We start from the raw sequence: 13,883 nt of genomic DNA, 5'->3' as shown, positions 1-13,883 counted from the left end.
TATTTCCTTTCAATTCCGTCGTATTCGTCTGCCAGCCGGGGTCAGTGCACGGCGGCATACATGATCTTTTCCTCGGTCGCTTCGGCGGGCGAGAACTCCTCCACGATGCGACCTTGCCGGCACACCAGTATGCGGTCGGAGAGATTCATGATCTCGGGCAGGTAGGAGGAGATGACCACGACGGCGAGACCGTCATCGGCCAGCTTGCGAATGGTCTGGTGGATTTCTGCGATGGCGCCCACATCCACGCCGCGCGTAGGTTCGTCGAAGATGACGAGCCGCGGCTGCTGAACCAGCCCCTTTCCGATCACCACCTTCTGCTGGTTGCCGCCGGAAAGCTCCACCACCCGCGCATTGTCGTTGATGGCGCGGATGTTCAACCTGCTCGTCCAATCGGCTGAAAGAGCCTGCATCTCCTTCATGCTGATGATCGCCGACTTTTCCTTGCCACCGGCCAGCAGGCCGCCGAACAGGTTCTTTGAGATCGACATGGTCTCGAAGAAGCCCTCGCTCTTGCGATCCTCGGAGATGTAGACGATGCCGTCCTTCACCGCTTCGCGGGGCACGTAGTAGCGCACCGGCTCGCCGTCGAGTTCGATGGCGCCACCGCGGAGGAAGTCGCGTTTGTAGATGCCCGAGACGATCTTGAAGGTTTCGGTGCGGCCCGAGCCTATCAGGCCGAACACGCCCATGATCTGGCCGTCGAAGATCGAGAACGAGTTGTTGCGCACGATCTTGCTCATCGACACATCCTGCACCGACAGCATCTTGCGGCCGGGCTTGCGCAGGGCGGTTTCGTCGCGGTGCTGGTACAACTCGCCCGAAAGCGTGCGGCCGACCATGGCGGCGATGATCGAATCCCGGTCGAAATTCGCCACCGGCCCGCTCGCCACGAGTTCGCCGTCGCGCAATACCGTGATGCGGTCGGAGAGCATCAGCGCCTCTTCCAACGCATGGCTGATGAAAACGATGGAGGTCCCTGCGGCCTTGAGCCGGCGCACGAGCGCGAAGAAGTGGCGCTTTTCCTCGGGCGTTAGGGTAGCGGTGGGCTCGTCGAAGATGATGACTTCGGCGTTGTGGTGGACAGCACGTGCGATCTCCACCATCTGCCGCTTGGCCGCACCCAGCGTTTCCACCATCGCGGCGGGGTCGACCGGGAAGTTCAGCGATTGGAGGAACTGCTGCGCCGAGATGTAGATGCCGCGCAGCCGGTTCAGGAACTTTTCCGAGCCGAGATAGAGATTCTGCGCGACCGTCATTGACGGCACCAGGCTCGTCTCCTGGAACACCATGGCGATGCCGGCGCCGAGCGCGTCGTTTGGCGAGGCGAAGTGCGCTTCCTTGCCCTTGTGGAAGATGCGGCCGGATGTCGGCTCGACCACCCCAGCGATCATCTTGGTAAGGGTGGACTTTCCGGCGCCGTTCTCGCCCAGCAGCGCATGGATCTCGCCGCGCCGCAATTCGAAATCGACTTTGCTGACGGCAGGCACGCCACGATAGGCTTTCGTGACAGCTTCCAGCCGCACGATTACGTCGGCAGCGAGCGCATCAGACATGGGAGCTTCCATTCAGCGTGCCTCCCTCGCAAGTTCCGTGAGGTCGATGTCGAGGACGCAATCGCCGCCTTTGGAGGCGACCCAGAGGCGCCCGCCCTGCTCGACGGCGCTGCATACGCCGTGCCGGTTTCCGTTGGCGCGGCTGTGCAGGCTGAACAGCGGCTGCATCTTCGCGTCCAGCCGCACGACCAGCCCGTAGGAGCGGCTGGGCGACCAGGGCTTGTGCACGCCCATGGTCTTGATGCCACCGCACTGGAGCGGCTCCATGAAGCTGCGCCCCGAGGAGAGCGCCGGCGCGATCCAGTAGGGAGCCGGCACCTGTTCCAGCATGTCGGCGCGATAGTGCTGTTCCTGCAGCACGAATTCGATCAACCGATTGCGCGGGGCGAACAGGCTGAGCCATGCGCCGCCGCCCGGCGCCGGCGCGAGGCGAGCCGGATAGCCGGGAAGCTTGTCCAGCAATACGGCGCGCTCGGCGCCCGCGACGCGTACCAGTCTGTGCCGCCAGCTTTCCGAGAGCACGATGCCGCCGTCGACGGGCAGCAGGCCGTAGGGAAAGGCCAGTCCTTGTGCTACGCGCTCGAAACCGCCTGCGCCGGCTGGCCGTTTCCAGACCGAGCCGGATGCTCCGTGCCGCAACAGGTCTTCCGACCACTGCGACGGTGCGCGCTCGGCCGAGCCGTTCGCGAGCCAGAGCGTTCCGTCTGGCGCATAGGCAAGCGCGGTGACGCAGCGCAAATCCGGCCCGGCCTGTTCCTCATGGCCCCCGATGTGGAGCCTGCCCGTCTCGAGCGCGACCGCAAGCTCGCCGAGCGGCGAGGCGGCAGCGGCGGTGATCGGCGCGTCGAAGCTGCGCAGAGGCGCGGGGGCCTTTCCTGCCTCGATCCGGTAGAGCGTATTGCCGCTGCTGGCCATCAGTCCGTCAGGCGATGCGGCCAGGTTGTCGGCCTCCGCAAGCGGCGTTGCCGAAGGCGTATCGTCCAGCCGCGTATTGGGCCTGAAGGCGCCGTCCAGCGGCGGAATGGTGACGGCCTTGCCGCGGAAGAGGTCGAGGACGGGATCGAGGATCATTTCGCGCCTCCCCAATAGGAGGTCATGCCGGTCCAGCTCTCGTCAGTGTCGGGTATGCGATAGCGGCCGATGCGGTTATTGAGGATACCGCCCACGAACAGATAGCCCTTGTGCTCGCGCATCGATGTCACCATCGGATGGGACGCGCCGGAAAGGTCGCCGAGCGTGTCGAGGATGCGCCCGTTCTCGTCGAACTTGACGACGCCGCCGGTGTTGATGTTGGGAAACAGCCAATCGTCCTGCGGCAGGCGGCGCGTCATGCGCTTGCGCATGTCGGGATGGCGCAGCGACAGGTCGAAGCTCGGTGTGCGCATGCCCAGCCACGCCATCCAGTAACCGCCGTCCGATGCGCGGTTGATGTTATCGGGATAGCCCGGCATGTCCTTGATGACGCATTCGGCCGTGCCGGCCTTCGGCCCTTCCAGCCAGTAGCGATGCACGCGGCAGGCCCAGCTCTCGGCGAAGAACAGCGACTTGCCGTCATGCGCCATGCACACGCCGTTGGTGTAGCGGTAGCCGTCGAGTAGCGTCTTCGTCGAGCCGTCCTTCGGGTCGTAGACCAGAAGGCGGCCGGTCGGCCGGTTCTCGATGGAATCGAGCGCCCAGTCGTGCGCGTCGTAGCGCTTGGTCGAATCCGTGAAATAGATGCGGCCGTCCGGCGCGATGTCGCAGTCGTTGGGGTCGCGCAGGCGCGCGTCGTCCACCACGGAGCTCCAGGAGCGCGCCGTTTCGGCCGAGAGCTTGGTGACCTTGCGGTCGGGCGAGATGGAGTAGAGCCCCATGGCGCCGACGCAGGAGATCAGGTTGCTCTCGCGGTCGAAGGCCAGCCCGAGCGGGAAGCCGCCGACGTGGGCGAACACTTCCGAGCGCTTGTAGTCAGGCGCCAGGAAGCGCACGATCTCGCCGTGGCGCGTGCCGCAATAAAGATGGTCGTCGCGGTCGAGGATGACGTCCTCGGGGCCTTCCAGCTCGCCGATGCCGATGTGGTCGGTCTCCGAAAGGCGATTGTCCAGCTCGTAGGGGGTCTTGGAGCCCGGTGCAGCCGACTGGGCCCCGCCCATCTTGAGATAGACCGGAGCGACATAGACCTCGTTCAGCACCTTGTGGCGGTTCTTGAGCCAGCGGATGTCGACGGTGACGGCGACCGCCAGCAGCAGGCCGAGAACCATCTGCGTGGTGCCGGTGCCGTAGCCCAGCCGGATCAGGCCGTTGGTCATCACCAGCACGATGATGGCGCCCATGATGCCCTTGACCACCGAGCCGCGCCCGCCGCCGAGGCTCACCCCGCCGACCACGGCCGCTGTCAGCGCCATGATCTCCAGGTTCTGGCCCGTGCCCGGTCCCGCGGCGGAGAGCCGGCAGGCGACGAAGAAGCCGCCCACCGCGGCGCAGAATCCGGAAAACACATAGGTGAAGAACACGGTCCGGCGCACCCGGATGCCGGCATTGTGCGCCGAGCGGCGGGAGCCGCCGACGGCTAGCACGTGCCAGCCCGGCCGCGAGCGCGTCAATGCGATATGGACGACCGCGGCGAAGATGACGGCCACCCAGACCGAGATCGCCAGGCCGAGGAAGGTGCCGTCGCCGATATAGTCGAGCACCGGCGAGGCGGCGTCGGACAGTTGCACCCGTGCGGCATAGGCGGTCACCAATATGTCGAAGAGGGCGCGGCCGAAGATCAGGGTGACCAGCGTGGTAAGGAAGGCGCGCAATCTCAGATACCCGACCAGATAGCCGTTGACGGCGCCGAAGGCGAGCCCGGTGAGAAGCGACGCCGCCAGCGCCAGCCAGATCGACTGGTCGAGGATGAAAAACACGAAGACGGACGCGAAGCAGGACAGGCCGAAGATCGCCGCCACCGAAAGGTCGATGCCGCCGCCCAGCATCACCACGGTCACGCCGGTGACGACCAGCGAGAACTCGCCGAGCTGGCGGGTCGTCGCCTGCAAGGCCGCCGGCTTGAAGAAGCCGGGGATCGCCGATCCGAAGATCGCCAGCACCACCACCAGGGCCAGGAAGGGGATGGCATTGTCGGTCCAGCGCTTGGTCAGAATCTCGCCGACGATATGGTCGGGAATCCGGTTGTAGCGCCAGGCGTGCCAGCGTTCGCGAAAGGACATCGTTGCTGCTTGTTTCTGCTTTGGAATGGAGGGTGGCCGGTCAGCCCGGCCACCTGACGTTGCTTCTGACGCGGGCGCCTAGTTCGCGGCGGCTGCCTCCGCCTGCAAGGCCTTCAGGTCCCAGCAGGTGTCGGGTTTCAGGTCGGCCTTCGTGGTCGCCTTTTCCAGCGTATAGATATAGGTGTGGGAAGTGCCGGCCGGCTGACCACTCTGCAGCAGGAACTTGATGATGGCGTTGATGTCCGCCGACTGGCGGGCGAGATCGGTCATCACCACCGCGCCGTAGGTGCCGTCCTCGAGCTTGTCGCAATCGGCCGCCTTTTCGCCGCCGCCGGTGGTCACCAGGAATACCTTGCCGTCGAGCTTGGCATCGCGGATGGCGGCCGAAGCGCCGGTGGCGTCGCCGTCCCAGAAGTCGATGATGCCGCAGATGTCGGGATGCTGCTGCAGCATCGTCGTGGTCACGTTGCGCGAAGTGGTGGCGTCCCAGTTGGAGTCCGGCTTGGCCACGACCTGGAAATCGGGATTCTTTTCCAGCACCTTCATGATGCCGGCATACTGATAGAGGCTCGACGCATTGGCCTGGTCCCCCTGCACCAGCCCGATCTTCTTGGACGAGTTCTCGCCGCAGCCCTTGATGACGGCTTCCGCTTCAAGCTGGCCGAGGCGGTCCCAGTCGGAGCCAACGAAGGCATCGGCGGGGAAGTTCGCCGGATTGTCGATCAGGATCACGTAGGTGCCGGCGGCCTGAGCCTTCTTCATCAGCTTGGAATAGGAGTTGAGATCCGGCGAATGGATGATCAGCACATCTGGCCGGGCATCGGAGGTGATTGCATCTGTGATCGCTTGGGCGCCCGCATCGACGACCCAATTCGGATCGCGCGTCTCGAAAGTGCCGCCCCAGGCTTCAACCTCCTTCTTGAGATAATGCGCCCAGCCCTGCGCCAGGTCGAATCCCATGGCCAGTGGCACCAGCATCACCCGCTTGCCATTCATGGAGTTGGCATAAGCGGCAGGGCCCGGGTCCTCGGCCACACCCTCGGCGAAGGAGGTTGCGGCGAATGCGGAAACAGCAAGCGCAGTGGCCGCCGTCAACAGGGCTTTCACGATCTTCATGTCACATTCTCCGGTTTGACGTCCTTATTGTTGCGTTGCGCCCGTGGAATTGGCCGCTGTCGTTGGGCATCAGATGTCACCCTGCTGGGCCGTCTGCTCGTCGCGCGGGTTGATGATGCCGTCCATGACGATCGCGCTGAGCAGGATCGCTGCCTTGATCAGGTTCTGGTAGAGCGTCGGGATATCGATTATGGTCATCGCGTTGAGCAGGATGCCTATCAGCGCGGCGCCGACCAGCACGTTGCGCACTCCGCCGCGCCCGCCCGACAGGCCGATGCCACCGATGACGGCAACCAGGACGATGTCGTAGAGCAGCGTCGAATTAACGACGCGGGTATTGATCGAATGCAGGCTCGCTGCCGTCAGCAGCCCGGCCACGAAGGCGATCAGCGCTGACAGCACATAGCGCAGCACCAGCATCGGTCGCACCGGCATGCCGAGATTGCGTGCCGCCAACGGATTGTCACCCGCAAAATAGACGTAGTGTCCCCATTTCGTGTAGCGCAGGAACAGGGATGTCAGGATGGCGAGCGCCGCGAAGATGAACACCTCGACGGGGATGTCGAAGTAGCGTACGCCGCCAAACAGTTCCACCCAGTGTCCCGGCGGAACCGCCACGGCATCCTGGGTGATGAGCTGGGAACGCACGTAGCCGAAAACGAATGAGCCGGTGGCCAGGGTCACGAAAATTGCTGGCACGTCCGCATAGGCGACCAACACGCCGTTCAGCAGGCCGATGGTGATGACGCCAGCCAGGGCGAAGGCGAATGCAGATCCGCCGCCAATGCCACCATTGATCATCTGCAGGTACCACGCGACCGACATCGCCATGATGGCGACCATCGACAGATCGATGCCGCGCCCGATGATTACGATAGCCATGCCGAATGCCAGGATGCCGAGGACCGACACAGATCGCACGATGGCGATCAGGTTGTCAGGCGCCAGAAAGCCGGGAAGGGAGACGGCGGCGGCCGCAAACAGGACCGCCGCGAGGATGAGAACGATACGTTCCTGGCTAAGGCCGTTCCAGCCAATTCTGTGCATGCCTTCCAATCCGTTTGACGAGCACGCCATCATCGGCATTCGAGACAAGAATGGAAGGTAGATGCCGCCAAACCCATCCGTCCAATGAATAATACTTCTCCAAATCTATGCGAGAATGGAATGTATTGTCAGACTGCCTCTAGACGCTTACGAGCCTCTTCCGGCTGTTTGGCCTGCTCGCGTTCGTTTTCGGTCTGGATGTGGGCGCGCAGTTCGTCGATGAAGCGCCGGCCATAGGCTGGAAGCGGCTCGGAATTGCCCCACATGGCGCAGATATCGAATTCGAGCAGCTCCCCACGCAGCGTTACCGGCTTGCGGATCAGCCCCTCAGGGAACGAGCGCGCCGAGGAGGGTACGATGGCGACGCCGTTGCCGCCTGCCGCCATCGCAAACAATGTATGCGGCGAGTAGCTTTCCAGGACAATGGAGGGCACGGCGCCCACGAGCCTGCAAGCTGCGTCGAAGACCTCCCGCGAGGCATGGCGTTTGTGCTGCGTAAGCACTGGATATTGCAGTACGTCGGCGATCTCGATCGGCGCGCCGGGGCCTTCCAGGAATTCGTCGGTCGCCAGCGCCATGAAGCCGAGCTTGCCCAGGAATAACGTTTCGAACGGATCGATCGGTGCCGAAGGGCGCGCGCTAATGGTCAGATGTACCGCGCCGCTACGTAGCCGGCCGGCGAGTTCTGCGCCGCCACCATCCTCGATCCGCACGTCGATGCCGGGGTGGCGTTGGCGCCAGGATTTCAGGAAGCCTGGAAAATAGCGCTCGATCAACTGCGAACACGCCCCGACCTTGAGCATTCCCGATTCGCCGCGCCCGAGGTCACCGGCCAGCATGCGCAGGCTGCGGTCGGCGAGCAGCACGTCATTGACCTTGGCAAACAGGGCCTCGCCACGCGATGTCAGCCGGACGTTGCGTCCCACCTTCTCGAACAGAGGCACGCCGAGATAGGCTTCGAGCGCCTGTATCTGGCGTGAAAGAGCTGATTGAGTGATGTTGAGACGTCTGGCCGCAAGGGTCAGGTTCATGAATTCCGCCGCTGCAACGAAGCCGGCAAAATTGCGGATATCCACCTGTTCGCCCCCCACGCCGTTGTCGATGGTGCTGGCTTGTTCCCCACCGACAGCACCAATCTGAATGTTAGTGCATCGAGGAGCACCAAACCAGCACGGATGGTGTCATTGGCTCGGTCGCAAATGGTTCGCTCCCGAGGCTGCCACAAATGACAGGTCGGTAGTCAGGACGGCCCGCAGCCGCGGGCCGAGCTTGGTGCGGTAGAGCACGAAGCCGGCCACCGGGACCAGCAGCATGACCCCGTAGAGTAGCGCCGTGTGATTGAACAGGATCGACCCGAGCAAGGGGATGGCCGAGAGATAGGGCAAGGCAATCGGCTCGAACATGCGATCTTCTGCGGGCCTGTGACCCCGCCCATGGCGAGGCGGTAGAAGTGCGAGAACCCGCGCGCGGCCAGCATCAGCGTGTCGCGCATGCGCTATGTCGGAGTCCTCATGATGCCCGGCCGTCCGTCAGCAGCTTGGCGCCGGCCGCGATGGAGCGCTCGGCCAGAGACACGTCACGGTCGCGCTGGCGCCTCGTGGCGAGTGGGCCGACCTCGGGTACCAGGTCCAGAGGTCCGCCAACGCGAACGGCCTCCGGCTTCGCCTTGAGCATGTCGAGGAACTGTCGTCCATGAGGCAAACAGCGTCGAGGATCGCCAGAGGGCCGGCGGGAAGTATGCTCAAGAAGTCAAATCGCAAAAGTCATCCGAAACTCTCAAGGCTTAGGATGAGCAGCGGCGAAGGCCCCAAACCTGCCAAAGACGAGATAGCTAGATAGCAAAAAACCTATCACTTTCGACCACCCCCATCCGATTGCTTTCATGGGTGGCTGGTTTTCTATAGATCGTACGCGACTGTCGGCCCTTCTCGAAGTGGGCCCGACGGTCTTTCGCATACGGCGCTACGGGAGACCGACTTTTGAACAAGGGCAATCTGGGCGGATGCTTGAGTGTCGCCGTCGATATTGGTGGAACCTTTACAGATCTGGTGGCCTTTGATCCCCGGACAAGCAAGGTCTTTCAGTCCAAGTCATTGACGACACATCACGAGCTTTCCCAGGGCGTGTGGGACTGCCTGCACAAGGCCAGTATCGAACATCCCGATATCGAGACGCTCGTTCATGGCTCCACGATCGCCATCAATATCGCGATCGAGGAAAAGGGCGCCAAGACCGCTCTCGTCGTCAGCAAGGGCACGCGCGACGTCTACAAGATCGGGCGGCAGAACCGTCCGGAAGCCTACAACTTCTCGTTCCGGCGCCCCGAGCCGCTGGCCGCCCGGTCCTCGACGTTCGAGGTCAACGAACGCCTATCGGCTTCCGGAGAGGTGCTGTCGCCGCTCGATCCGGCCGAGGTCGAGGCCGTAGCGGAGAAGATCCGCGAGACCGGCGCCGAATCCGTCGCCGTCTGCTTCCTGCATTCCTACGTCGATCCGAGACACGAGATCGAGGCCGGCAACATCCTGCGCCGCCTGCTTCCGGGTGTCTACGTCTCGCTGTCGCACGAGATCGTGCGCGAATATCGCGAATACGAGCGCACGTCGACGACGGTGATGAACGCCTATGTTGGCCCCAAGACCAGCGAATATGTTGCGCGCATCGAGCAGCGCCTCGATGAGGACGGCTTTGGAGGTCGCTTCCTGGTGATGCAGTCGAGCGGCGGCGTGATGTCGCCGGGCCAGGCCAAGAAGCTGCCCGTCGCGATGATGGAGTCCGGGCCGGTGGGTGGCGTGATCGCCGCCGCCGAGATCGGGCGCAGGCTCGGCATCGACGACCTGATCACCTTCGACATGGGCGGCACAACCGCCAAGACCAGCCTGATCCAGAAGGGCGTGGTCTCCGTTGCGCAAGGCTATCACATCGGCAGCTATGCCAGCGGCCACCCGGTGATGTTCCCGGTTGTCGACATCGTCGAGGTCGGCGCCGGCGGAGGCAGCATCGCGTGGATCGACGAGGTCGGCGCGCTGAAGCTCGGCCCCCAGAGCGCCGGGTCGGCGCCGGGCCCAATCTCCTATGGCCGCGGCGGCACCGAACCCACCGTCACAGATGCGAATGTGGTGCTCGGGCGCATTGGCGCGAAAAGCTTCCTGGGCGGTGACATGCCGCTGGACGAGGAGGCAGCGCGCCGGGGCATTGCCGAACGCCTGTGCCTGTCGCTCGGAATGGGTGTCACGGAGGTCGCGCACGGCATCATCAGGATCGCGGTCGCCAAGATGGCGCTGGCGGTCCGTGGCGTGTCGGTCCAGCGTGGATACGACCCGCGTGATTTCGCGCTCGTCGCCATGGGCGGCGGCGGACCTCCGCATGTCATCGAGATCGCCCGCGACCTCGGCATTCCGAAGGTGATCATCCCCAATCTGCCGGCGCATTTCTCCGCGCTCGGCATGCTCATGAGCGATGTCCGCCACGACTTCGTGCGCACCTACTATCGGCCTCTTGCCGACTCCGATTTCGCGGCCATCCGCGCAATCTACACGGAGCTTGGCGAAGCCGGCGCCGTTGCGCTCGCCGAAGCCGGCGTCGAGCCTGCCCAGCGCAGCTTCGAATATTTCATGGACCTTCGTTATACGGGCCAGGAATTCCACCTGCAGATCCCCGTGTTCGAAGAGGAGCTGACGAGCGGTGACGGCGCGGCCATTGCCGACCGGTTCAACGAAACCCACCAGCGGCGTTTCGGACATTCGGCGCCAGAAGAAGGGATCGAACTCGTCAACCTGCGTCTGACCAGCCGCGGCGAACGCGCCAAGATCGGCTTCCCGCGACTGGGCCGGACCGTGTCCGACGCACAGATCGGCACGCGGCCCATCTTCCTTGCCGACGCCTCGCGACCAGTCGACTGCCCGGTCTACCGGCGCGACCTGCTCGAGCCGGGCATGACGCTGCGCGGGCCTTGCGTGATCGAGGAATATGCCTCGACGACGCTGCTGTTCGAAGGCGACCGGGTGACGATCGCCGATACGGGAGAAATCATTGTGGACGTGATGCAGCCATGAACGCACCAGCCAATAGCGTGAAGCTCGACCCCGTCACGCTCGAAGTCCTCCGCAATGCGTTGCCGGCCATCTCCGACGAGATGAGCTACGATCTGCAGCGCACTTCCTACAACATGATGATCTACGAGATCCGCGACTATTGCACGGCGCTGCTCGACGTGGACGGGGCGCTCATCTCGCAGAACATCGGCGGCGTCTCGCATTTCGTCGCAGACCTTGGCGTGGTCGTCCGGGACGGCGTCGAGCGCTTCGGGCGCGACGGGTTCTTTCCCGGCGATGTGATCATGCACAACCACCAGGCGGTGGCCGGACAGCATCTCAACAACGTCGTGATCTACACGCCCGTCTTCCACGAAGATACCCTGGTCGCCTTCGCGGTCGTCCGTGCTCATTGGGCGGATGTCGGCGGGCTCTCCACCGGTTTCGGCGGCACCGGCGCCTACGACCCGTGGAGCGAGGGCCTGCAGGTCGACCAGCTCAAGATCTACGAAAAGGGCGAGCCCGACGCCAAGTGCCTGAAACTTATCCGGGACAACATCCGCTATCCGGAGGCGGCAATGGGCGATTTGCGCGCGCAGCTTGCCGCCTGCCGTCTCGGCGGATCGCGCTTCTGCGAGCTGCTCGATCGCTATGGCGTCGAGACGGTGCTCGGTGCGATCCGCACCATCTATGCCGAAACGGAAGCGAAATGCCGTGCCGCGGTCGCCGAGATTCCCGATGGCGTCTACGAGGCGGAGGCAACCGTTGACGCCGCCCGCGGGACGCCACCCTACCAGATCAAGGTCAAGGTGACCGTCTCGGGCTCCGACATGGAGATCGACCTGTCCGGCTGCTCGCCGCAGCGCGAGAACGCCGGCATCAACAGCCGTACCTATGCCGGGGCCTACATCGCCTACAAGGCGCTGACGGCGCCGATGGAGCCGCTGAACGAGGGGGCCTTCGGCGCGCTGAAGGTGGTGCTGCCGGAAGGCAACATGATGATGGCGAAGTTCCCCGCCTTCATGGCGAGCTGGGGCTCGTCGCTGCCCACGGTGGTCGATACGGTCTGGCGGGCCTTCGCCGAAGCACTGCCGGGCCGCATTCCGGCCGCGCACAGCGGCTCGCTCGGTGCGCCCTTCGCGCTCTCCGGCTTCGATCCCGGCCGCAAGACGGGCTTTGTCGCACAGAGCATCGAGGCCGGCGGCTGGGGCGGCTGGCCGGACCGCGACGGCGAGGACGTCTCGATGTCGGTCTGTCAGGGCGACGTGCGCAACACGCCGATCGAAACCATGGAGCTGAAGGCACCGCTCGTCGTGCTGGAACGCGCGATCTGGCAGGACTCGGCCGGCTCCGGCAAGTTCCGCGGCGGCCTCGGCGCGCAGACCACGATCAAGTCGCTGGTCGACAGCCGCTGGAACGCCGGCCCTCCGGGCCACCGTTCAAGCTGCGCCCCGTGGGGGCTGCGCGGAGGCAAGCCTGGCGTGCTCGGCCATACGCTCATCCGCACGCCTGGCCAGGACGGCGAAGAACTCTCCCTGGTGCCACGCGTGTTCGGCGTGGCCGGAACCGAGGTCGTCTACCGCACGTCAGGCGGCGGCGGTTGGGGCAACCCTCTGGAGCGCGATGTCGAGCGCGTGCTGTATGACGTCGTCGAGGGCTACATCTCTGTCGGCAAGGCGCGCGACGACTATGGCGTCGTCCTGACGTACAACGGCAAGGCCGTCGACATGGCCGCCACCGCCGCGCTGCGCGCGGAGATGGGACTGCAGAAGGCATCCTGATGGTCGATCAGCTTCCGCCTCTTCCTCTTGCGCTCAAGGCCGAATGCCTGGACAGGCGGCGGCGGGCCGTCCAGGAAACCCTGAGAGCGAAGGGGCTGGACGGGCTCGTCGCCTACGGCAACGGCCGCCACTCATTCCTGGCTTCGAATCCTGCCTGGTACCTCGCGGGCTTTCGGCAACTCGGGCCGCACATGGCCGTGCTGCTGCCGGCGGAGGGCGATCCGGCGGTCATCGTCGCCCCGACCTGGGATGCGGGCCGGGCGCAGGAGCAGATCGGGCTCCCGGATCTTGTGGCGGTGGAGCCGGCAGATTTCCTGCCGGCAGTACAGGCCGCGCTCGACCGGCTCGGCATGCGCCGCGGGCGCATTGCCGTCGCCGGCGGCGTCCAGCCGCGCCTGATCAGCGAGGCCTGGCCCGTCATGCTGCGCAATCCGGAGCTGGGCGATAAGCTGGTCAGCGATCTTTCCCGCATCCGCGATGAATGGTCGCTCGCCTGCGTCAGGAAAGGCGCAGCCATCGCCGAAGCGGGCTATCGCTTCATCCTGGAGACGGCACGTCCCGGCATGCCCGAATATGTGCTGGCTGCGGAGTCCGAGGCATATATGCGCGGCCTTGGCGCCGAAGACAATTTCCAGCTCCTCTCCGCTTCGCAGCACAATCGGGCCGCGCACCGGACCAGCGAGCGGCTGCTCGCCGCCGGCGACGTCCTGCTCGGGGAGATCACGCCCTCCGTCGATGGTGAATATGTGCAGATCTGCCGCACCGCCGTGATCGGCGACCCTACGCAGACGCAGCTTGCAGCCTTCGATCTGCTCGACGGCGCCCTGCGCAGCGCGATGGCGGCGGCCAAGCCGGGCGTCGCGGCGCGCGACATTGTCGAGGTGATGAACGCGCCCATCGTCGCCGCCGGCTACGAGCCCTACACCAAGCCGCCCTACATGCGCACCCGCGGCCACAGCATGGCTCTCGGCTCGATGGATCCGGAGATCGCCATCGACAGCGACGAAGTTCTCCTGAAGGGAATGGTCTTCGTGCTGCACCCGAACCAGTACCTGCCCGAGACGGGCTACATCATGTGCGGCGAACCTGTGATCATCACCGACGATGGCGCCGTCCCGCTGACCAGCCGCATGGGTCGGCTCGAAACCATCCCTGCGTGAG

The 13,883-nt window shown here is 64.6% G+C and carries 11 protein-coding genes; 3 read left to right on the top strand and 8 right to left on the bottom strand.

All coding sequences use genetic code 11. From position 1 onward, the window contains the following. Window positions 1-41 precede the first annotated feature (41 nt). From ABLE85_RS15555 to ABLE85_RS15520, 8 genes are all read right to left on the bottom strand, one after another. Complete coding sequence (locus ABLE85_RS15555) at window positions 42-1,556, bottom strand: sugar ABC transporter ATP-binding protein (protein ID WP_348793624.1); 1,515 nt, start codon at window positions 1,554-1,556, stop codon at window positions 42-44. 12 nt (window positions 1,557-1,568) lie between these two features. After that, entirely contained in the window at window positions 1,569-2,627 is a 1,059-nt protein-coding gene (locus ABLE85_RS15550) for a hypothetical protein (protein WP_348793623.1), read from the bottom strand. After that, complete coding sequence (locus tag ABLE85_RS15545; protein ID WP_348793622.1) at window positions 2,624-4,747, bottom strand: SMP-30/gluconolactonase/LRE family protein; 2,124 nt, start codon at window positions 4,745-4,747, stop codon at window positions 2,624-2,626. Before ABLE85_RS15545 ends, ABLE85_RS15550 begins: the two co-directional genes overlap by 4 nt. A 78-nt stretch (window positions 4,748-4,825) precedes the next feature. After that, the gene (locus ABLE85_RS15540; RefSeq protein WP_348793621.1) at window positions 4,826-5,863 is read right to left on the bottom strand and encodes a sugar ABC transporter substrate-binding protein; all 1,038 of its coding nucleotides are present in this window, start codon (window positions 5,861-5,863) and stop codon (window positions 4,826-4,828) included. A 69-nt stretch (window positions 5,864-5,932) separates the two neighbouring features. Then, window positions 5,933-6,910 (bottom strand): ABC transporter permease, encoded by a 978-nt coding sequence (locus ABLE85_RS15535; protein ID WP_348793620.1) that lies wholly within the window; start codon window positions 6,908-6,910, stop codon window positions 5,933-5,935. Window positions 6,911-7,038: 128 nt separating this feature from the next. Further along, window positions 7,039-7,986, bottom strand: a complete 948-nt coding sequence (locus tag ABLE85_RS15530; RefSeq protein ID WP_348793619.1) for a LysR family transcriptional regulator — start codon at window positions 7,984-7,986, stop codon at window positions 7,039-7,041. 105 nt (window positions 7,987-8,091) lie between these two features. Continuing rightward, the gene (locus tag ABLE85_RS15525) at window positions 8,092-8,313 is read right to left on the bottom strand and encodes a hypothetical protein (RefSeq protein ID WP_348793618.1); all 222 of its coding nucleotides are present in this window, start codon (window positions 8,311-8,313) and stop codon (window positions 8,092-8,094) included. Between the two features lie 106 nt (window positions 8,314-8,419). Further along, complete coding sequence (locus tag ABLE85_RS15520; protein WP_348793617.1) at window positions 8,420-8,584, bottom strand: aldehyde dehydrogenase family protein; 165 nt, start codon at window positions 8,582-8,584, stop codon at window positions 8,420-8,422. Between the two features lie 305 nt (window positions 8,585-8,889). On the opposite strand from ABLE85_RS15520, the gene ABLE85_RS15515 reads away from it, so the two are divergent. From ABLE85_RS15515 to ABLE85_RS15505, 3 genes are read left to right on the top strand one after another with little or no spacing between them, the layout of a single operon-like run. Continuing rightward, complete coding sequence (locus ABLE85_RS15515) at window positions 8,890-10,962, top strand: hydantoinase/oxoprolinase family protein (RefSeq protein ID WP_348793616.1); 2,073 nt, start codon at window positions 8,890-8,892, stop codon at window positions 10,960-10,962. Then, window positions 10,959-12,722: a hydantoinase B/oxoprolinase family protein gene (locus tag ABLE85_RS15510; protein WP_348793615.1), complete on the top strand. Its 1,764-nt coding sequence runs from the start codon at window positions 10,959-10,961 to the stop codon at window positions 12,720-12,722. Before ABLE85_RS15515 ends, ABLE85_RS15510 begins: the two co-directional genes overlap by 4 nt. Next, on the top strand, window positions 12,722-13,882 hold the full coding sequence (locus ABLE85_RS15505; protein WP_348793614.1) for a Xaa-Pro peptidase family protein: 1,161 nt from the start codon (window positions 12,722-12,724) through the stop codon (window positions 13,880-13,882). The genes ABLE85_RS15510 and ABLE85_RS15505 overlap by 1 nt, the downstream gene beginning before the upstream one ends. Window position 13,883: the final 1 nt, after the last annotated feature.

The sequence above is a fragment of the Mesorhizobium sp. KR1-2 genome, from assembly GCF_040045035.1.
Taxonomy (GTDB): Bacteria; Pseudomonadota; Alphaproteobacteria; order Rhizobiales; family Rhizobiaceae; genus Pseudaminobacter.
Note: the sequence above shows the minus strand (reverse complement) of the source record. Positions and strands in the feature narration are given on the sequence as shown.

What these genes read in the sequence shown, in the direction of transcription:
- ABLE85_RS15555 (WP_348793624.1), bottom strand. Translation starts at nt 1,556, where the DNA reads ATGTCTGATGCGCTCGCTGCCGACGTAATCGTGCGGCTGGAAGCTGTC.
- ABLE85_RS15550 (WP_348793623.1), bottom strand. Translation starts at nt 2,627, where the DNA reads ATGATCCTCGATCCCGTCCTCGACCTCTTCCGCGGCAAGGCCGTCACC.
- ABLE85_RS15545 (WP_348793622.1), bottom strand. Translation starts at nt 4,747, where the DNA reads ATGTCCTTTCGCGAACGCTGGCACGCCTGGCGCTACAACCGGATTCCC.
- ABLE85_RS15540 (WP_348793621.1), bottom strand. Translation starts at nt 5,863, where the DNA reads ATGAAGATCGTGAAAGCCCTGTTGACGGCGGCCACTGCGCTTGCTGTT.
- ABLE85_RS15535 (WP_348793620.1), bottom strand. Translation starts at nt 6,910, where the DNA reads ATGCACAGAATTGGCTGGAACGGCCTTAGCCAGGAACGTATCGTTCTC.
- ABLE85_RS15525 (WP_348793618.1), bottom strand. Translation starts at nt 8,313, where the DNA reads ATGTTCGAGCCGATTGCCTTGCCCTATCTCTCGGCCATCCCCTTGCTC.
- ABLE85_RS15520 (WP_348793617.1), bottom strand. Translation starts at nt 8,584, where the DNA reads ATGCTCAAGGCGAAGCCGGAGGCCGTTCGCGTTGGCGGACCTCTGGAC.
- ABLE85_RS15510 (WP_348793615.1), top strand. Translation starts at nt 10,959, where the DNA reads ATGAACGCACCAGCCAATAGCGTGAAGCTCGACCCCGTCACGCTCGAA.
- ABLE85_RS15505 (WP_348793614.1), top strand. Translation starts at nt 12,722, where the DNA reads ATGGTCGATCAGCTTCCGCCTCTTCCTCTTGCGCTCAAGGCCGAATGC.